The sequence below is a fragment of the Halobellus sp. GM3 genome (genome assembly GCF_052545375.1).
Map to the genome: position 1 here is coordinate 82127 of NZ_JBQWLT010000010.1, position 18645 is coordinate 100771.

Annotated in this window: 24 protein-coding genes; 10 read left to right on the forward strand and 14 right to left on the reverse strand. The window is 66.0% G+C overall.

Features of this window, described 5'->3' with window-relative positions:
- Positions 1 to 57 precede the first annotated feature (57 nt).
- Together ACT3HL_RS14745 and ACT3HL_RS14750 are read right to left on the reverse strand one after the other, a co-directional pair.
- Positions 58 to 306, reverse strand: a complete 249-nt coding sequence (locus ACT3HL_RS14745) for a nickel-binding protein (RefSeq protein WP_445087538.1) — start codon at positions 304 to 306, stop codon at positions 58 to 60.
- Positions 307 to 686: 380 nt separating this feature from the next.
- Positions 687 to 950: a hypothetical protein gene (locus tag ACT3HL_RS14750; RefSeq protein ID WP_445087539.1), complete on the reverse strand. Its 264-nt coding sequence runs from the start codon at positions 948 to 950 to the stop codon at positions 687 to 689.
- Positions 951 to 1029: 79 nt separating this feature from the next.
- Here ACT3HL_RS14750 and ACT3HL_RS14755 point away from each other — a divergent pair, with 79 nt between their 5' ends.
- Entirely contained in the window at positions 1030 to 1782 is a 753-nt protein-coding gene (locus ACT3HL_RS14755; RefSeq protein ID WP_445087540.1) for a GNAT family N-acetyltransferase, read from the forward strand.
- A gap of 28 nt (positions 1783 to 1810) precedes the next feature.
- On the opposite strand, the gene ACT3HL_RS14760 is transcribed toward ACT3HL_RS14755, so the two are convergent.
- From ACT3HL_RS14760 to ACT3HL_RS14785, 6 genes are all read right to left on the reverse strand, one after another.
- Complete coding sequence (locus ACT3HL_RS14760; RefSeq protein ID WP_445087541.1) at positions 1811 to 2458, reverse strand: hypothetical protein; 648 nt, start codon at positions 2456 to 2458, stop codon at positions 1811 to 1813.
- The gene (locus tag ACT3HL_RS14765; protein WP_445087542.1) at positions 2455 to 3141 is read right to left on the reverse strand and encodes a hypothetical protein; all 687 of its coding nucleotides are present in this window, start codon (positions 3139 to 3141) and stop codon (positions 2455 to 2457) included. Before ACT3HL_RS14765 ends, ACT3HL_RS14760 begins: the two co-directional genes overlap by 4 nt.
- A gap of 141 nt (positions 3142 to 3282) precedes the next feature.
- Complete coding sequence (locus ACT3HL_RS14770; RefSeq protein ID WP_445087543.1) at positions 3283 to 4533, reverse strand: AI-2E family transporter; 1251 nt, start codon at positions 4531 to 4533, stop codon at positions 3283 to 3285.
- A 467-nt stretch (positions 4534 to 5000) separates the two neighbouring features.
- Complete coding sequence (locus ACT3HL_RS14775) at positions 5001 to 5798, reverse strand: endonuclease/exonuclease/phosphatase family protein (protein ID WP_445087544.1); 798 nt, start codon at positions 5796 to 5798, stop codon at positions 5001 to 5003.
- A 76-nt stretch (positions 5799 to 5874) separates the two neighbouring features.
- The gene (locus tag ACT3HL_RS14780; protein ID WP_445087545.1) at positions 5875 to 6159 is read right to left on the reverse strand and encodes a hypothetical protein; all 285 of its coding nucleotides are present in this window, start codon (positions 6157 to 6159) and stop codon (positions 5875 to 5877) included.
- A 39-nt stretch (positions 6160 to 6198) separates the two neighbouring features.
- Complete coding sequence (locus ACT3HL_RS14785; protein ID WP_445087546.1) at positions 6199 to 6942, reverse strand: mechanosensitive ion channel family protein; 744 nt, start codon at positions 6940 to 6942, stop codon at positions 6199 to 6201.
- 234 nt (positions 6943 to 7176) lie between these two features.
- Between ACT3HL_RS14785 and ACT3HL_RS14790 the strand changes: the two genes are divergently transcribed.
- From ACT3HL_RS14790 to otsB, 3 genes are all read left to right on the forward strand, one after another.
- Positions 7177 to 7410 carry a hypothetical protein gene (locus tag ACT3HL_RS14790; RefSeq protein ID WP_445087547.1) on the forward strand — a complete coding sequence of 78 codons (234 nt, stop codon included), beginning with the start codon at positions 7177 to 7179 and terminating at the stop codon, positions 7408 to 7410.
- A gap of 286 nt (positions 7411 to 7696) precedes the next feature.
- Positions 7697 to 9208, forward strand: a complete 1512-nt coding sequence (locus ACT3HL_RS14795; protein WP_445087548.1) for a trehalose-6-phosphate synthase — start codon at positions 7697 to 7699, stop codon at positions 9206 to 9208.
- Entirely contained in the window at positions 9205 to 10005 is an 801-nt protein-coding gene (otsB, locus tag ACT3HL_RS14800; protein ID WP_445087549.1) for a trehalose-phosphatase, read from the forward strand. The genes ACT3HL_RS14795 and otsB overlap by 4 nt, the downstream gene beginning before the upstream one ends.
- A 38-nt stretch (positions 10006 to 10043) precedes the next feature.
- Here otsB and ACT3HL_RS14805 read toward each other — a convergent pair whose 3' ends face one another.
- Entirely contained in the window at positions 10044 to 10706 is a 663-nt protein-coding gene (locus ACT3HL_RS14805) for a glycerophosphodiester phosphodiesterase family protein (protein WP_445087550.1), read from the reverse strand.
- Positions 10707 to 11041: 335 nt separating this feature from the next.
- Complete coding sequence (locus ACT3HL_RS14810) at positions 11042 to 11401, reverse strand: hypothetical protein (protein WP_445087551.1); 360 nt, start codon at positions 11399 to 11401, stop codon at positions 11042 to 11044.
- A gap of 221 nt (positions 11402 to 11622) precedes the next feature.
- Here ACT3HL_RS14810 and ACT3HL_RS14815 point away from each other — a divergent pair, with 221 nt between their 5' ends.
- Positions 11623 to 12093: an SPW repeat domain-containing protein gene (locus ACT3HL_RS14815; protein ID WP_445087552.1), complete on the forward strand. Its 471-nt coding sequence runs from the start codon at positions 11623 to 11625 to the stop codon at positions 12091 to 12093.
- 25 nt (positions 12094 to 12118) lie between these two features.
- Here ACT3HL_RS14815 and ACT3HL_RS14820 read toward each other — a convergent pair whose 3' ends face one another.
- Positions 12119 to 12379, reverse strand: a complete 261-nt coding sequence (locus ACT3HL_RS14820) for a hypothetical protein (RefSeq protein ID WP_445087553.1) — start codon at positions 12377 to 12379, stop codon at positions 12119 to 12121.
- Between the two features lie 293 nt (positions 12380 to 12672).
- On the opposite strand from ACT3HL_RS14820, the gene ACT3HL_RS14825 reads away from it, so the two are divergent.
- A complete protein-coding gene (locus ACT3HL_RS14825; protein WP_445087554.1) occupies positions 12673 to 12900 on the forward strand; it encodes a DUF1328 family protein in 228 nt (75 codons plus the stop codon).
- 39 nt (positions 12901 to 12939) lie between these two features.
- On the opposite strand, the gene ACT3HL_RS14830 is transcribed toward ACT3HL_RS14825, so the two are convergent.
- Positions 12940 to 13656 carry a hypothetical protein gene (locus ACT3HL_RS14830; protein WP_445087555.1) on the reverse strand — a complete coding sequence of 239 codons (717 nt, stop codon included), beginning with the start codon at positions 13654 to 13656 and terminating at the stop codon, positions 12940 to 12942.
- Positions 13657 to 13923: 267 nt separating this feature from the next.
- Here ACT3HL_RS14830 and ACT3HL_RS14835 point away from each other — a divergent pair, with 267 nt between their 5' ends.
- Both ACT3HL_RS14835 and ACT3HL_RS14840 read left to right on the forward strand, forming a co-directional pair.
- Complete coding sequence (locus ACT3HL_RS14835) at positions 13924 to 14256, forward strand: HalOD1 output domain-containing protein (protein ID WP_445087556.1); 333 nt, start codon at positions 13924 to 13926, stop codon at positions 14254 to 14256.
- A gap of 135 nt (positions 14257 to 14391) precedes the next feature.
- Positions 14392 to 14631 carry a hypothetical protein gene (locus tag ACT3HL_RS14840; RefSeq protein ID WP_445087557.1) on the forward strand — a complete coding sequence of 80 codons (240 nt, stop codon included), beginning with the start codon at positions 14392 to 14394 and terminating at the stop codon, positions 14629 to 14631.
- A gap of 131 nt (positions 14632 to 14762) precedes the next feature.
- Here ACT3HL_RS14840 and ACT3HL_RS14845 read toward each other — a convergent pair whose 3' ends face one another.
- Positions 14763 to 15773, reverse strand: coding sequence for a Gfo/Idh/MocA family oxidoreductase (locus ACT3HL_RS14845; protein WP_445087558.1), 1011 nt, complete (start codon positions 15771 to 15773; stop codon positions 14763 to 14765).
- Between the two features lie 152 nt (positions 15774 to 15925).
- Between ACT3HL_RS14845 and ACT3HL_RS14850 the strand changes: the two genes are divergently transcribed.
- Both ACT3HL_RS14850 and ACT3HL_RS14855 read left to right on the forward strand, forming a co-directional pair.
- Positions 15926 to 16894 carry a TIM barrel protein gene (locus ACT3HL_RS14850; RefSeq protein ID WP_445087559.1) on the forward strand — a complete coding sequence of 323 codons (969 nt, stop codon included), beginning with the start codon at positions 15926 to 15928 and terminating at the stop codon, positions 16892 to 16894.
- Entirely contained in the window at positions 16891 to 18069 is a 1179-nt protein-coding gene (locus ACT3HL_RS14855) for a Gfo/Idh/MocA family protein (protein WP_445087560.1), read from the forward strand. The genes ACT3HL_RS14850 and ACT3HL_RS14855 overlap by 4 nt, the downstream gene beginning before the upstream one ends.
- A 58-nt stretch (positions 18070 to 18127) precedes the next feature.
- Here the strand turns inward: ACT3HL_RS14855 and ACT3HL_RS14860 are convergent, their stop codons facing one another.
- Positions 18128 to 18316 carry a DUF7563 family protein gene (locus tag ACT3HL_RS14860; protein WP_445087561.1) on the reverse strand — a complete coding sequence of 63 codons (189 nt, stop codon included), beginning with the start codon at positions 18314 to 18316 and terminating at the stop codon, positions 18128 to 18130.
- Positions 18317 to 18645 lie beyond the last annotated feature (329 nt).

The window sequence follows — 18645 nt, forward strand, 5'->3', positions numbered from 1 at the left end:
GGTCTACGCGGTATCCCCTCCGGAGTTCGAAGGCGACTGTGAAGCGCGTTGCTCAGTTCACTCGCCCTGTTCGACCTCGAAGATCTCGTCTGCGGTAAGCCCGTGGGCCTCGCGGTGAACCCTCTCGCCCGCTTCTTTGCTCGGCCCTTCGAACAAGCAGAAGACGGCGCCCTCGTCCTCGTCTACCCAGTAGTTCAGGTAGTTCACACCGTGTTTTTCTTGGGTTTCGACGTCCTTCTTGTGCGCTTCCACGACGTCTTCGACACTGGCGTCGACGTCCCGATGAACGTCCATATAGAGTGGCATAGTACGTACGACACTGGATGCAGCCACGGTTAGTAATTGAGTGCCACTCTCTCGGTAGGACACAATTATCTCAGTTCGGGCGGTTGTAATTGCCTCATAGGCCACCGACACACAATCTACCATTCTATAATAAAATAACTATTTAAAATAGTTAATATATTCAAAATTTATTATTCTCTCCATATTCAAATAACAGTATAAGATTATATAAATATCATCCCGATATTTACTATCTAATTTCTATCTGATATTTTTGATATCCTATTTGAGTAAATACATATCATATTCATGTCTTGCTATCGCGTATCGGTAGCCACCCGTTTGAGCAGTGCCCAGCCGCTGGGCAGTATTGAGCATACCCGGACGTACGATACTCACAATTACTCAGTCCAGACGAGTTCGAGCGAAAGCTTGGCCGTGCATTCGGTTCCCTGTAGCTGCGTATCGTCGCTCTCGACTTCAGTCTCGTCGGCGTCGAGAACGCCGGAACAGTGGCCCTCTTCGATGACCTGTGCCATTGATACCGACGCCCCGCACGCCGGGCAGTCGAGGTAGAAGCCGCGTTCTCCCTCGTGAAGCGTGTCGGCGTCGAGCTCCATCCGGGCGCTGTGCTGCTGATTGGTCTCTGTCTCGTTGTCTGCCATCGTGTGAGTGGAACAACGGCTGCGACGGCGAAAAAACACCGGGGTCGAACTTTAGGTCCTGTACGCCGAACAGTGGCGTATGAATATTCGCGAAGCCCACGCCGAGGACCAATCGGAGATCGCCACCGTCGCTCGGGCGTCACTGTCTGAATCGTACGGCCACTTTCTCTCTCAGGAAACGATCGTCGAGGTCGTCGAGGAGTGGTACTCGCCCGAGCGGATCGAACGGCTCCTCGAAGACGACGCCGAGCGCTTTTACGTCGCCGAGGCGGACGATATCGTGGGGTTCGTCCAACTCGTCGTCGTCGAGGCCGACCCGTTAACCGCCGAGCTCCACTGGCTCCACGTCTCCCCGAACTTCCGGGGCGAGGAGATCGGACTCAGGCTCCTCGGACGGGCGCAGGACGCCGCAGAATCGGCCGAAGCGGCGGTTCTCAAGGGTTTCGTCCTCGAACAGAACGAGACCGGCGTGAGATTCTACGAGGCCAACGGCTTCGAACGGGCGGGAGCCCGAACGGTCGACATCGGCGAGGAGACCTACGAGGAGGTGATCTTCGAGAAGTCCCTCGACGGGTCGCCGCGCGAGCGGGTGGTCGAACCGGTCGCCGGCCCCGACGGCGCGGACCTCTTCGTCGACTTCAGTGACGCCGAACACGCCGACAAGGCCTCGTTTTACGCGGTCTATGAGGACCGCGACTTCCGCGAGCGATACGGCTTCCAGTGCGGCAACTGCGACTCCCTCAGTGTGGCGATGGACTCTATGGGTCGGATCGTCTGCAACCGCTGCGGTAACAAGCGCAAGGCAACCCGCTGGGACGCCTCCTACCTCTAACCCCCGGTCCTCGAGCGATCCCGACTGATTACCCGTCGGGCGGTCGCGAAGTACCGAGTCGCCGGCGGAAGAAGCCGGCGAGTTTGGCGAAGTGCTCCGTCCCCGCGGCGGCGACGATCACGGCGCCGATCGTATTGAAGATCATGTCGGTGACGATGTCGTCAATACCGTACACCGAAAGCGGGGGGTCCGCGCCGACCGCGTCGGCCAACAGGACCGAGGCGAACTCGAGCAGTTCCCAGACGACTGACGCCGCGAGGACGAACACGACGACGAACACGAATCGAAAGCGTGATCCGACGTCTAGCGCCGCCGAGTGGCGCTCGAAGGCCCGGAATGCCGCGTATCCGAATCCGGCGATGATGGTCGCCGAGAGCGTGTGCGTGATCTCGTCGTACCACGAGAACCAGCTGTACGGTCCGAGGGCGCCGACGCTGTGGAGGAAGACCGCCGCCGTGATCCAGAGGACGAGCCCCGGGTTCATAACGTAGCCGTACTCCCGACGGAGGGCGGCCGGCAGGAGCGTCAGTCCGAGAGCGAACGCGCCGTTGGCGACCATTCCCAGCTTGAAAGTGACCACCCCGATACCCATCATCCCGGCCAGAATCGACTGCAGGAACCGTGTGAGTACTCGCTCGTGCCCGTCGGAGACGCTGAAGTAATCGCCAAGCGTCATGAGTCGTCAGGGACGATGGGGTGTCTGTGCGTTCCCACGTGATCGAACTGCTCGAGGTACCACTGGAAGAATCCCCCGGCGAGAACGGCGACGACCGTGACGGCTACGAAGTCCCACTGGAGCTCGGTCTGCGTGGTCAGAAACTGCGTGTCGAACCACCGGTCGGAGTAGAACTGTGCGACAGTCCACCACGTCTGCAGCGCCATCGTGGTCAGCACGGCGAAGAAGACCGCGAAGCTTCGACTCATCTCGACCAGCGTCGTCGCCTCCATCTCGACGACGACCACGAGCGCGAGTCCCGAGACCGCAGCGTATCCGGCGATATCGGGGTACAGACCGACGCGTCGGGTCAGCACCGCCGCGGTCACGAGCGCGACCAGCGGCCAGGGGACCATCGCCGACCAGTCCCGCGTCGCGCCCGCCGGAGTGGCGGCCGTAATCGCGATTAGCGCTGCGAACGCCCCCCAGAGGACCGATCCGTCCCGGACCATATCGACTGCGACATACCCGGCGACTAGAAGCAGTCCCCAGCCGATGACAGCGTTCGTCCGCTCGCCGCGGACGAGCAGTTTGACGACGGCCGCGCTCCGACCGCGCTCCGGCGGCGTCTCCGATCCGACTCCCTCCTGACGACTTCGGGAACCCGCAGCCGGCCGGTCGTCGCTCGACGGCGGCGGTGTCATCTGAGCGGCTGATCTCGACGTGCTCTTGTGTTCATCACGTGTCCCCAAACGCCCTCAGTGGCGGAATGAGCCCGGCCTGCATTCGCCGGCGACTTAGGACGCCGACCGCCGCTGTCAGTCGGTTTCTGTCGGGGCGTCCGATCATCCGCCGTTCGTCGATCTCTCTTCGTTATCCGATGTCTCACCGTGAGTCGATGCCTCCTCGTGAGCCGATCTCCCGCCGTTGGTCGATCCGTCCGCTGTGGCTTCGCGTCCGCTGCGGGGATCTGTCCCGATCGAGTCCCCCATCGACGCCGCCGGCGTGAGCGCTTCGCCGTGCAGGAGTTGGGGGAGCACGATGCGGACGGCTTCGAGCATCACGACGAACAGGATCGGGAGCAAGAAGAAGCCGTACCAACCGAACAGGACCGGGCCGAGGATGTAGCCGAACATCAGCAGCATCATATCGAGGCGCTGCCCCGAGAGATACGGTTGCAGGAACGTCTGCGGCAGGATGTCGAGAACCAGAACGTACGCCACGAGGACGAGAGCGACGAACGTGAGAGAGGCCCCGTCGGTACTGATCGCCTGTACCGCCAGATAGCCGACGACGGGCAGGTAGACGATCTTTCCGACGATGATGGGGATCAGGCTGGCGACGCCCGTGAGGAACGCGAGCACGAACACCATCGGAACCCGCAGTCCCTCAGGCGCGAGCAGGTTCGTTCCACCGTACACGACGATCGAGAGGCCGGCCATCGCGATCACGAACAGAAGGTTCCCGAAGAATACGGATTCGAGATCGCCGTCGACCGCCGTGGCGTACGCGTACGCCGCGGTGTCGCGGCCGCCGAACAGGCCTCCCAGTGCCGCGGCGATATCGTCGTCGTTCGCCAGAAGGAAGAATGAGAGCGAGACCGCGAGTCCGAGAAACAGCGCCGTGCCAGCTACTGCCGAGAACGCGGCGAGTCCGACGTCGACGAGTCCGTTGAGACCGGTGGCGGGATCGAGCGCTTGGCCGGGGTTCGAGAGCGTTTGGAGCAGGGCCTCCCGCTGCTCCGCCGGTACCGCGTCGAGATCGACGTACGGCCGTATGATCTCCACCACCCCGCCGCTGTCGTCGAGTTCCCGCTGGACCGTCTGCGCAATTCGAACCCCGACGTAGAGCGCGAGACCGATGATGGGGAGCAACACGACCACGACGGTCACGCCCGCCGCGAGCGAATCCGAGTCGGTCACCCGAGCGAACGTCCGACAGATCGGCCGGGTCGCGTAGTATCCGAAGGCCGCGAGCGAGAGCAGTCCGACGAACTGGGCCACGATGTACGCGGCGGCGAGACCGAGCAGCGCCACGAACAGCCACCAGCCGAGCCGGTTCCGATCCGACGCCGGGGGAATGGGAGATTCACTCATAAGCGGCTCCGCGGGATCCGTCTCCGAAACGGGCCCGCTATAGGAGCGTTTGCAACTGATTGCACACCCGACCGCACGCAGTCGTGCGGTCGAGTGTGTACAGACTTGCAAACGCTATTATAGGTCATTCGGCCTCCCACGCCGGGGCGGTCGCGAGCGCACCGCCTCGACGGGTCGTCGCTGCGCTCTGATGACCGGCGGGCGGTTCGATTCGGCACGGCGGGTCACTCGCTCCCCGTCTCGATCTTCGCGTCCCCGAACTCGCCGTTTCTCGCGTCGCTCGGCCGCCGTTCGACTGCTCGGCTCATGTGACCGAATCGAACCGCGTCGTCGGTAAACGTTTAGCTGGCAACGGCAGGGGTCGCCGGCGCTCGATGCGTCCCGACGGATTCCTCGGGGTCGCTGTGAGTGCTCGTAGTTTTCGCCGCTCCGTCTGGAGAGTCTATGAACAGGTGCGATGATCCCTATCACCGTTCTTCCGACCTCCGGAGCGGGAGGAGCACGTGAGCCACGATCGGGAGGTGATCCGACGGGAACAGCCCCTCGCCGTCGGTGTCGGCACAGGCCCCGTGCAAGAGCACCTCGACGTCCTCGGTCACGAGCACGTAGTCGATCTTCTTGTCCGGAACGAGCCGGTGAAAGTCCGTCATCGTCGTCTCCGGGCCGTGATGCGGATAGCTCGCCGCGTGGCGGGCATCGAGCAGGGTCCGCCGCTGCCGACGCCGCGTCAGCCGTCGGTAGGCCCGGTTCGACTCGCGGGTGTTGAAATCTCCAGTCACGATGACCGGCAGGTCGTCCGTCATCGCGTCGATCCGATTGCGGAGGAGCGCGGCGCTCTGTATCCGCGACGTCTCGCCGACGTGATCGAAGTGCGTGTTGAAGTGATAAAACTGGATTCCCGTCTCGTACTCCCTGAACCGCGCGTACCTGACGAGGCGCGGCTGCCGCGCGTCCCACCCGACGGACCCGGTCGCCGAGGGATCCTCCGAGAGCCAGAACGTCGAGTCGGCTTCCAGATTGAACCGTCCGCGGTCGAAGCCCATCGCCGCGTACTCGCCGACGGTTTTCCCCCCTCGACGGCCGGCGCTCAGCCACTCGTACTTCGGCAGTCGCCGTCGGAGGTCCCGCAGCTGGTCGTGAAGCGCCTCCTGCAACCCCACGATGTCGGGATCGTGGAACCGAATGTTGCTCGTCACTCCCTCCCGCCGGTGCCGCCAGACGTACTTCTGATCGTTCGGGTTGTCGTACCGGATGTTGTAGGACATTACGCGGATCCGCGATGGCATCGGTCTAGTGAGTGAGATGTGGCAGTATTGGTGAATCAATCAGCGCGGATCTCGTCTAGGCGTACAGTTCGGCGGCGATCTCGTCGCTGTGATCCCGCACGACGGCCGCGATCGCCTCGATCTTGTCGGCCGATAGATTGGGGTTGCCGGTGGTAACGCCGCAGATCACGGACATCTGCGCCGTCAGGTACCCATGTACCCACGCCTCGCCGAGGGCGGATAGCCCATCGTCGGCGTCGAGCATCTCGTGCTCGTTCTTGCCCTCCCGAAGTCCCTGTCCGATCCGCGTCGAGAAGTTCTCTATCAGCGTCTCGAGGATCCACCGCTCGTGTTCGTTCATGCGCTCGCTCCGTTATGGCGTCCCGGCCGACGTGTCGGCTCACTGATCACCTGACTCCTCTCCGATCCCCGATCCGTCGGCTTGGGCGGATTCCCGCGGTGACGGGGCCGCGGTCGATGCGGTTCCCGCCCAGCGGTCGATGTTCTCCGCGACGTAGGTGTGAGCGCCCCATCCGAGGGCGATACCGGCTCCGAGGGCGATCGCGGCGGCGACGCCCCACGCGACGGCGTTGGCGAAGACGTACAGGATCTGGACGTCGATACCCATCGTGTCGAGTCCGATCACGATCGCGGTGAAGTACAGGAACATCCGCGTCCCCGCGGCGAACCACGCGGTGTACTCGGTCTGTGTGGCCGCTCGCGTCCGCATGATCGCGTCTCCGACGAAATCGGCGACGATGAATCCGAGGAGGATGACCGCGAGGCCGGCGACGAACGCCGGCAGATACGAGACCACGGTCTGAATCCATTCGGAGAGCAGCGCGATCGCGAGGACGTTCGCGGCCGCGAGGATCGCGATCGCGTACACGAACCACTTTGCGATGACGCCGAACGTGCGGCTGACCGCCCGCTCGGAGCGGCCCATCATCCTTCCCAGCGGCGTTTCGAGGACTTTCTTATCGATCTCGGTGCGATCGATGAGGGACCGCACGACTCTCCCCACGAGGACCCCGACAACCCACCCGATCAGCAGGATGACGACCGCACCCAGCAGTCGCGGGAGGAAGCCGATGAACGCGGCGAGTGTCTGTTCGAGTGACGTCGGAAGGTCTACTTGGAGCACTGGTGAAGTTATCTCGGAAATCATCTTATCCACCTTACAGTTCTCCGTTCTCGGACAAAAATCAGGACCCTGCAAGTGCAAGCGGGGTACGGCTGCGGGCCCGATGCCGCGTTGTGGACCCGGAAACGTCGAGGGGGTCGTGTCTCGATCACCGATAAGTCACGGGTGCGGTGAGAACCTACACCTTTCGGGTGAACAGTAAAGAGGCTCCGCGTCATCCTAGCGTGTGAAGCTATGCCAATCTGTCCCGGCTGTGAGCGCGTCGTATCGTACGAGCAGTTGCCGACCCACGAGCAGTACTGTGACGGGCTCAGCGAGGGCTCCCACGAGCAGGCAGAGCGCTTAGAGGCCCTCGCAAGCGAGATGTCACAGACGAGCGACAGTCTCTCGCGACGCGTGCGCTCTCTGGAAGCCAGACTCGAAGCGCAGCTCGCGGAGGTCGACCGTCGGGAGCAGTACCGGCGATAGAGCCAAGCCGTCGGCTCCCTCGGGGCCCCTTCTGACTGCCTTTTCGGTCCCTGAGCCGCTCGTGGCTTCGCCCAGTTTTCGCGTCCCCCTGACCACTCTATCGTAGCGTGTGCGAGTGAGTACGCATCAATCGAACACTGTCGTGCGATCGCGTGAAGACGTGCAAACGCCCCTCTCGGTGTCCGACGCACTTCCCCCGAAATCGGTCCTATCACCCCCGTAATATGCGGCTTGGATACGCCGGGAACGGGCGTTTACCCGGAACCGGGCAACCTCCCCTGAGGAAATGACACGCCACTTGGAGTCGGCAGTATCCGAGGACGACCGCGCGGCACCGGCATCGATCGACGACCTCGTGCTGGTCTCGAACCGCGAACCGTACCGCCACCGATACGACGACGACGGCGACGGCGTCTCCGTGGACACACCGGCCGGGGGGCTGGCGACGGGTCTCGACCCGGTGATGCAGCGGCTCGACGGCACGTGGATCGCGTGGGGCGACGGTGACGCCGACTTCGACAGTGCCGACGGCGACGGGCAGGTCGATGTCCCGCCGTCCGCTCCGGCGTACACGCTCCAGCGACTTCGCCTCTCCGAGGCGGAGGTCAGCGAGTACTACTACGGGTACGCCAACCAGGCGCTGTGGCCGCTCTGTCACTCGATGCCCAGCAAGGCGAACTTCGAGGCCGACCACTACCGACGCTACCGCGAGGTCAACGAACGCTTCGCCGACGCCGTGCTGTCCCACGACCCCGCGGGAAAGCCGGTCTGGTTTCAGGATTACCACTTCGCGCTCGCGCCGAAGCTCCTCAGGGAGCGAGAGCCCGACGCGTTCCTGATGCACTTCGTTCACGTCCCGTGGCCCGCGCCCGACGTGTTCCGCGTCTGCCCGCAGGCGACGGCGCTGCTCGAGGGACTCCTCGGAAACGACCTCCTCGGTTTTCACCTCCCTCGATACGGCGCGCAGTTCCTGCAGTGCGCCGAGCAACTGCTCGCGGGCGCGACCGTCGACTGGGCGGCCGGGAGCGTCGCCTACGAGGGGCACACGACGCGCGTCGACGCCTTTCCGTTCAGCGTCGACGCCGACGACATCCGCCGGACGGTGACGGAAGCGGACGACCGCTTCTGGACCCGATTCAGAGCCGAACACGACCTCGATGAGGACACCGCTGTCGCCGTCGGCGTCGAGCGGCTCGATTACACCAAGGGCGTCCCGGAGCGACTCGACGCGCTCGAACGCTTCTTCGAGACTCGACCGGAGCGCCGCGGCGACCTCACGTACGTCCAGAAGGGGTGTGCGACCCGCGAGGAGATCCCCGCCTATCAGCGACTGCGCGAAACCGTCGAATCGAAGGTGCGGGCGCTCAACGAGCGGTTCGGAACCGACGAGTGGTCGCCGGTCGTGTACACGACCGAGATGTACGACCGCGCGGATCTGCTGTCGCTGTACCGACACGCGGACATCGGGCTGGTCGGCCCGCTGCGCGACGGGATGAACCTCGTCGCGAAGGAGTACGTGGCCGCGCAGACCGAGAACGACGGCGTCCTCCTCCTCAGCCCGCTCGCCGGCGCCGGCGAACAGCTGAGTGAATCCGCCGTCGAGTTCGACCCTTACGACACGGAGGCGGCCGCCGCGTCGATCGAGCGGGCGATGGAGATGGGGCTCCCCGAACGGCACTTGCGGATGCGCTCGCTGCGTCGTGGGGTACACGCGGCGGACCTCTCCGCGTGGCTCGACGACGTGCTCGGGGCGGCCGCGGCGATCCGCGATGGCGAATCCCCCGGAGTGTCGTTGTGACCGACGCGGCGAACTTGGGAACGCCGCCGCTCGACGACGCGTGGCTCCGAACGCTGGGCGAGCGGCTCACCGAGGCGGACGGGCTCTTGGCGTGTTTCGACTTCGACGGCACGCTCGCACCGATCGTCGAGGACCCGTCGCAGGCGGCCATCCGGCCGGCGATCCGGACGGCGCTCCGATGCTTGGCCGACCGCTCGGACGCTGCGGTCGCGGTCGTGAGCGGGCGCTCGCTCTCGGACCTCCGCGAGCGGGTCGGCGTCGACGGCGTCCACTACGCCGGCAACCACGGGCTCGAGTGGGACGACGGGAGCGGCCGATCGGTGCTGCCGTCGGCGCGCCCGTCGCGCTCGTCCGTCGGAGCGGCCGTGGAGTCGCTCCGCGACGAACTCGACGGCGTCGACGGGGCGACCGTCGAGGACAAATCGCTCACGGCGACCGTCCACTACCGGCGGACGCCGCCCGGCCGCGTCCCCGACGTGATCGAGACGACCGCGGACGTTGTCGAATCCGTCGACGACGTGCGGCTCACGCGCGGGAAACAGATCGTCGAACTCAGGCCGGACGTCCCCGCCGGCAAGGGCCTCGCGGTCGAGCGACTCCGCGAGCGCCACCCGAACGCCCTCCCGCTTTTCGTCGGCGACGACCGCACCGACGAAGACGGCTTCCGCGCGGTCGCCGCCGACGGGTACGGCGTGCTGGTCGGTGACCGGACCGACTCGGCCGCGGCCGTTCGGGTCCCCGACGTCGACGGCGTGGCGACGCTGCTCGAGTGGCTCTGTTCCCGCACTGCGCCCTGACGGTCGCAGCGGCCGAACGCCCCGGAGGCGGCCGAGCGCTACGCGATGTCCCAGCGGTCGGCCGTGACCGCGTCGACGCCGACCGATTCGAGGACGCGCACCTCCTCGGCCGTTCGAGCGGCTTTCCACGCGACGACCCGGAGACCGGCGTCGTGCGCCGACTCGACCACGCCCGAGGAGAGACAGAGGTCGTAGTGCGGGTGGACGACCGCACACGAGAGCTCGAGCGCCGTTTCGAGCCCCGCGTCGGGCTCCGACTCGAAGAGATAGCCCGTCGGGACCGTCCAGCCGCTGGCGTTGACCTCCTCGATCGCCCCCGGGAGGAACGACGAGACGGTCACGTCGTGACCCGTCCCCGCTACCGCCGCTCGGACGTCAGCCGCGAGCCCGGTCTCTTTCAGCTCGATCTGGAGGTCGACCGTCTCGGGGACGGCGTCGAGGACGCCGGAGAGCCGGGGCACCGTCTCACCTGATTCGAGCACCTCGTACTCGCTGAGGGTCTCCCACGGGAGTTCTGCGACCCGCCCCGTCCCCTCCGTCAGTCGATCGACCGTCTCGTCGTGGAAGACGACCAGTTCGCCCGTCGCACACCGGCGGACGTCGACCTCGACGGCGCCGACGTACTGGGCGGCCTTCGAGACGGCGCCGACGGTATTTTCCGGATACTGCATCGCACAGCCGCGATGTCCGATCAGTTCCATTTACCATATGCAGGTGTAAGCCGGTCTTAACTCCTTCGAGGTAGTATCGCCCGCGACGGGAGAAGGGGCTATCCGGGCGCTACCGCTCGAACGGTCGCCTTACTGAGAATCCGGCGGACGCGAGCTGTCGGTGCGGCGTCGGGCGCTCATCGCGACGCCCTCGACGGTCGAAATTACAGTAGCGTTTGCAACTGATTGCACATCCGACCGCACGACGGCGTGCGGTCGAGTGTGTACAGACTTGCAAACGCTACTATAGGTATGACAGACCGATCGGTGTCGTCGACCGTGGAGCGGCTATTCCGCGAGAAGCGTTCCTCGTTCCGCCGAGCGATTCAGGCGCCGGGGACGCCGACCGCGTCGAACGCGGTGATGCCGGCGACGGCGAGCGCGTAGAGCACGACGAGGGACGCGATCCACGCGATCAGCGCGATACCGATCGCGGCTCCCCAACCGCCGGGATACCGGTATTTAATCACGCCGAGGTACACGACGAGCGCGAGCACGGGGCCGAGAAGCGGGATCCAGCCGAGCAGCGCCGTCACGATCACCCAGATCACGGACGCGATCAGCGCGGTGACGATCGCGTACGTGTAGTCTTCAACGTCGGTGATGATCCGCGCGCCGAGATAGATGCCCAGCGCTCCGATCAGCAGGCTGATCACGAACACGAGAAGCGAGTCGACGAGGGCCATACTGTGGCTTTTCTGCGGGTGAACGCTTTGTTATGTCACAATTACGGCTCAGGTGACCGCAGAACGCAGGTCCATCGGACGTTCGAGAGGGGGCGACGTTTAGACTGTGTATGTCGCCGGAGCGGCCCTCTCGAGTCCGTTCATCGCTGTCTCTTCGGTGTCCCCTGCGATCGCAACCCGCGCGTACTTCCCGCTCAGGGGTCAATCCCCGCCGAGGAACTATGAGTGACCGAGACGTGGGACAGCGGTCCCCGAGAGACGACGCGACCCGACGGGAAAGCGGCACCGAGCGCGACCGGAACCCCACCGAGCGCGGGAAGTGGATCTCGGCGCTGATCGCGCTCGTCGGCCTGTGGATGATCGCGGAGGGCTTCCTGTTCGACCTGACGGCGGCGCAACTGTGGAACGATGCCGTCATCGGGCTGTTGCTCCTCGCAGTCGGCGGGTACAACTACTACCGACAGGCGAACGAGCGGTTCGGCAGCGTCGGCGCCGCGTCGATCGCCGCGCTGATCGGCCTCTGGATCATCGTGACGCCGTTCGTGTTCGGCGACGGGTTCGCCGCGGGAGCGACCGGGGCCGCCTTCGGCGCGTGGAACGACCTCCTCGCCGGGCTGATCACGTTCGCGCTCGGCGCGTACAGCGCCTACAAGTTCCGAAACTGGCAGGAGACGCCGCGGGCGGCGGCCTGATCGGTCGACTTCGTTCTCGGGACAGTCAGGCGAACCGCCCGGTGACGCCGCGACGCCGATACACGGCTAACTGATACCGCGTGAGGTGGACCGAGAACGCCACCGTCAACAGCGCCAGCGCACCGAGGAGCGCGAGCGAGCCCTCGTTGACGTATCCGTTCACGACCTGCGCGAGCGCGAAGATCGGTAGGCCGAACGTGAAAATCAGCGTGCGAACGGGGAACTCCCGGGCCATCTGCACGAACAGCTCCCGTTCGCTCGCCGACGCATCGAACGAGTGAGTCATCGATTACGCGTAGCTTTCCGAGCAAACGCTTAGAGGCTTCGAAAAACCCCTCCGTCCCGAATGTCGGCGCTTACGCGGCGCTGCGGCGGTAGGACTGTGATATTTCGCCGCCAGAGAGCGGCGAGAGTCCGCTAGCCGCGTCCGCCCGCCGCACGTGATCGTTTCTTGGGTGCGTCGTCTCACCCTCTGTGCTCGCCGTCCCACACCGTCAGTCAGACCGCCGTTCGATCGATCGCTCTCGGCGGTATGTCCCGTATTACGAAGGCTCGCTGACGACACCTATCGATCGTCGGATGATCCCCCAGTTCACGAGCGTCCTGCAGCCGATTGGATCGACCGCTGGCCCCGTCCCGCTTCAGTTCTTCAGCGGCGAGTTTCTCACGCTGGCGATCGTCTTCGTCGTGCTCGCCCTCGTCGCCGCGCTGGTCGGCGCCCGCGGCGTCGCCGGGATAAGTATGCGCGTCGCGAAGTGGTTCGTGATCATCTTTGTCGTCCTCGCGATCGTTTCGTTTATCCTGTGACCCGCTGTGCACCATCTGCACGCCCCCGGTCGCTGCCGCTCACTCGCCGCCGAGCGCCTCGGCTAGCGGGTCGAGGTGGCCGATGCCGACGACGGCGGTGACTGCCCCCTCTCCCCGGAGCCGGTGGATTCGATCGGCCATATGCGCTTCTCTCGCCGACCGTCGGACGGCGCTCGCGCCCGACGTCTGGAACGCGTTCAGTATCGTCTTCGACTGGCGGACCTGCGCTCTCTCGTCGGCGGCCTGTACCGACGGGTCGTCCGCTATCGTACTCTCGTGAGCGATCGGCCTGTCGACCTCCACCCGGAACCCGGCCGACCGCGAACAGACCGCGGCGGCCCGGCAGACGGCGGCGTGCGCCGTGGCGGACCAGAGACCGGAGAGGACCGACCGAACGACATCGGCCGGGGGCCGTTCGGTCGCGACCCGAGCGAGCAGCCGGCGAGCGAATCCGACCGACGGACCGTCGATCCCGACGACGCGCTCGGTCTCCGCCGCCCGAATCGCCGTACTCATCTCGCCGCCGAACGACGGCGGCGAATCGCCGTCCCGCGCGTACTCGACGAACAGCGGCACCGCGAGCGATGGCAGTTCGAGCGCGAGGACATCCGGTGCTGCCTCGGAGACGATTCGACGCGTGCGGTACGTGCTCGCGGGGTGGTCGTGGACGACGCCAACGAGCGTCACTGGGCCGCCGTCGGAGGTCGCCGGAAGGCGGCGGACGAACTCCCCGGTCAGCCGTGGATCCTCAGACATCGTGCGTAGGCGTGTCTATCACTGGGCCGAGTGGTAGCATAACCGTTTCGCTCGCCGACGGCGTTTTGCCGTCGGCTACTCACCGCTCTCACTAACCGGGCATCGACCGTCTAGGCCACCGTCCGGACTTCAAGCGACCGTCTCCGCAGTCACTCGTTGGCCCGTTCCGAGCGCCGCTGCGCGACGCGATCCGACTCGGTACTGTATTCGAAACTGAACGTTAGACAAGGCTTTTACGCTCCCAGTAGCTACCTTCGGCCGAATTCGATGACCCGGAACGCGACAGAAACCCAGTTCGAGATGCGGGGTCAGTACGCCAGACCGGACACGTACTACGCTCAGCACGACTTCGACGGCCCGGCGAAACTCTCGACCACGGTCGTCCACACGATCTCGGAGGTCGCCAACGCCGATATCACCCGCGCGGAGTCCGCCCTGTTCCAGCACGTCAACCCGGAGGCGCTCGACGCCCTCTTCACGCCCGCCGGTTCGGACGCTCCCCGGACGTCGAGTCACGTGAACCTCCACATCTGGGGCTACGGCGTGACGGTCTACAGCAACGGACAGATCGTGATCTCTGCTCCCGAGCGGCGACACTGATCGCGATACTCGATCCGACGGGCGACCGAGTCCGCCCGGTCGGCCGGTTTCGCCGCTGCCGCCGGCGAGACCGCTTGTGGGAAGCCTATCTCTTTCGGCGCACGATTCATCCCTCTCGGCGTGGACGGTTGTGATATGTCCGACAACGAGCGGCCGTCCTCACGGCCGGAGGCGGGGGTATCGATAAAGACGGACTCGGAGGCGGCGGACGCATCCAAACCGGGTGGAAAGCGCTTCTTGGTGGCGTGTGAGCACTGCCCGCTGTCACACGAGGTCGAGAGCCGAGACGTCGCTCGGCGCATCGGCGCCGCCCACCAGCGCGCGACCGGACACGACGTCGTCGCCGTGGAGTGGCCGTGGTCGTCGCCCAGCTGATCGGGGGTATCGTCCGGGAGATCGGGGGTGTCGTCGGGGGAATCGAGGCGTACCGTCCGACCGGGCCGGGAGTTCCGTCGATCGAGAGGGTCACACCGGCCCGTCCGGTCCGTTCGCTGCGCGACTCCACCTCAGATCAGCGACTGCACCGAGACCTCGGTACCGCTCTCTGCGGCGCTGTACACCGCTTCCGTGACGGCGGTCACGGTCAGCCCGACTTCCCCCGGGACTGCGGGCTCGGCGGTGCCTTCGATGGAGGCCGCGAAGTGCTGCAGTTTCCGCCGGTTGAGCGCCGTGAACTCCGAGCCGCCCTCGAACTCCGTCTGGAACGACGTCCCGTCTCGGCGCTCGACGTGGATGACGCCGTCGGTGTACCTGAGCCTCCCTTCCGTCCCGAAGAACATGTATCCCTCCTCGGGGTCGACTTCGACGCCGTCTCCCGAGATGCCGACGCTCGCGGTGATCGGACGACCGTCCCGACGGAGCCTGAGCGTGAACGCGCTGTTCACGTCGACCCCCGGGTCGGCGTACTGCACGCTCGCAGTCACCGAGAGCGGCTCGGCCTCGGTCACCCACAGCAGCGCGTCGATGAGGTGCGATCCCGTGTCGTACAGTTGCCCGCCACCGGACAGCGCGGGATCGACCCGCCACGTCCCTTGGTTGTTGTGTATCCAGTCCTGTCCGATGTAGCCGGTGATCGTGTGGAGGGACCCGATCCGGCCGCTCGCGAGCAGCCGGTGGAGCTCTTGGAACACGGGATCGAACCGCCGCTGATAGCCCACCTGCAGGATCAGGTTCCGCTCGGCAGCGGCGTCGATCAACTCTTTCGCCTGCTCGATGTCCGTCACCATCGGTTTCTCGACGAGGACGTGGAGGCCGCGTTCGAGACACGCCATCGACTGCTCGTAGTGGAGGGTGTGCGGCGTCACGACCGTGACCGCGTCCAGTTCGTCGCCGTGGTGCTGGAGCATCGTCTCGTACTCGGTGTACACCGGGCGATCGAACTCGCGCTGAAAGAGCTCTTGGGCCTCCTGTGCGATGTCCGCGCCGGCGACGATCGTGACCTCGTCCATCGCCGAATACGCCTCCGTCTGGAGATAGCCGAGGCCACCGATCCCGATGATACCCAGAGCGATTGCCATTATACAAACACGCGGCGGTGAAAACCATAACTCTATCCCCGGATGACGCTTCGCGGCCCGCACTGTACCTCCCCCGACGCTCACACCGCCTCGATCGGCGCCGGCCCACCCGCGCCCCCGAAGTATTTGTCGCGAGCGTCCGTACCGTTCGTATGGACGTTGGCGTGCTTACCGTTCCGTTAGGCGAGTGGCCGCTCGACCGGGCGCTCGAGTACCTGGACGAGCTGGGCGTGGACGCGGTCGAACTGGGGGCGGGCGGTCACCCCGGAACCGACCACCTCTCACCGCGGGCCCTCCTCGACGACGCGGACGAGCGGGCCGCCCTCAGGGAGGCGCTCGACGCGCACGAGATGACGGTCAGCGCGCTGGCGACACACAACAACCCGCTGCACCCCGACAGCGAGCGGGCCGCCGACGCCGACGCGGATCTCCGCCGCGCGATCGAGCTGGCGGATCTGCTCGACGTCGACACGGTGACGTGCTTCTCGGGGCTCCCGGCCGGCGCTCCGGGGGACGAGACGCCCAACTGGATCACCGCACCGTGGCCGCCGGAGCACCGCGAGGCGCTCGCCTACCAGTGGGACGTCGCGATCGAGTACTGGCGGGACGTCGCCTCGCACGCTGAGCGGCACGGCGTCGACGTCGCCGTCGAGATGCACCCGAATATGCTGGTCCACGAACCGCACGGGCTCGTTCGCCTCCGGGAGGCGACGGGCGCGCGCATCGGCGCGAACGTCGATCCCTCGCACCTCTACTGGCAGCGGATCGAGCCGACCGCCGCGATCCGATACCTCGGCCGACACGACGCCGTCCACCACGTTCACGCCAAAGACACCGAGATCTACGAGGCGAACGTCCGGACGCGCGGCGTCCTCGACGCCCAGTCCTACGGGGACGAGCGCGACCGCTCGTGGCTGTTTCGGACGGTCGGCTACGGGCACGGGGCGCACCACTGGCGGACGCTCGTGAGCGCGCTCAGGCTCGTCGGCTACGACGGGGCGCTGAGCATCGAGCACGAGGACGCGCTGATGAGCTCGCGGGAGGGGCTCGAGAAGGCCGTCGAGTTGCTCGATCGGGTCGTCGTCGAGACGCGGCCGGGGGAGGCGTTCTGGACCCGATGACGCTCCGAATCGGAATGCTCGGCTACCGGTTTATGGGCCGCGCACACGCGAACGCCCTGGCGCGCCTGCCGATGTTCTTCCCCGACGCCCCCGACGTCGAGCGGGCGGTCCTGATCGGCCGCGACGAGGCGGCGCTCGCCGCCGCCGTCGACACGCTCGGGTTCGATCGCGGCGCGACCGACTGGCGCGACGCGCTCGGGGAGATCGACGTGCTGTACAACCTCGGGCCGAACCACCTCCACCCGGAGCCGTCTATCGCGGCGCTCGACCGCGGCGTCCACGTCTTCTGTGAGAAACCGCTGGCGCACGAGCTGGACCTGGCCGAGCGGATGGCGACGGCGGCGCGCGACAGCGACGCCGTCGCGGCGATCGGCTTCAACTACCGGTTCGTGCCGGCGATCGCGCTCGCGAAGCGGCTGATCGCGGCCGGCGAGCTCGGCGAGATCCGCCAGTTCCGCGGGCGGTACCTCCAAGACTGGCTCTGTGACCCGGCCGAGCCGTGGTCGTGGCGGCTGGACGAGTCGCTGGCCGGGAGCGGCGCGCTCGGTGATCTTGGCGCGCACACGCTCGACCTCGCGAGGTATCTCGTGGGGGACGTCGACGCCGTCTCCGGCCACCTGCGGACCTTCGTGGAGGAGCGTCCCGACCCGCGCGGCGAGGGGACGCGGCCGGTGACCGTGGACGACGCCTTCTCCGCGCAGCTCGCGTTCGAGGGCGGCGCCGTCGGAACGGTCGAGGCCTCCCGCGTCGCCGACGGGCACGCGAACGACCACGCGATCGCGGTCCACGGGACCGAGGGCAGCCTCCGGTTCTCGCTGGAGCGGCTCAACGAACTGGCGGTGAAGCGCCGGGGCGGTCGGGGGTACGAGCGGGTCCTCGTCACCGACGAGTCGGATCCCTACGTCGACCACTGGTGGCCCCCGGGGCACGTCCTCGGATGGGAGCACACCTTCGTCCACGAGGACTACGAGTTCCTCACGGCGGTCGCGTCGGCTCGGAGAGGTGAGTCGACTCGACAGAGTGAGTCGGTCCGGGAGGCCGAGTCGGCTCAGCGGTTCCGCCCCGACTTCCGAGATGGGCTGGTTGTGCAGCGGACGCTCGACGCGACCGAACGCAGCCACCGGGACGGAGAGTGGATTCCCCTCGACGCCGAACTGCCCCCGTCGGCGAACTGATCCCGGGGAGACGATTCGTGGGGGGAGGGATCGCCCGCGGAACCGTCTGCGGCGGTCGTCAGTCCGGATGCACGCCGTCACCGGCGCGGAGCGCTCCCATCGTCGTGCATTCGAGACATGCGTACAGGTCGTTCTCGTTATCGCCGAACACGCGGACGAACCCCTCAGTGACGTAGCTGCCGCAGGTGAGACACCGCGTCTGTCCGGACGACTGATCGTCGTGTACGATCGCTAACTTCGTTGGCATGGTGCGATTGTCCTCTGGCGGGTATGCACTATTATTATATTTCTGCTACCGCTGGCCGGTCGTTCGGCGGCGATTTAAGCCGGTCGTACGTCGACCCGCGGCGGCCGTCCCCGATCACCCCCTCCGTCCGGCCGCTCTACCGCGCTCGGCGTGCGGTCGTTGGCCGCGGGTAACGCTCGGTCGCTATCGGCGACGCCGCGGGTAAGATCCGCGTAGTCGACAGACTCTCCCGGTCACCACTGTCGATGCCGATCGATACCGGCTGCGACTGGCGATCGGATTCGGGCACCGCTCCCCGGTCGACACACGATGTGACATAGCATACCTAC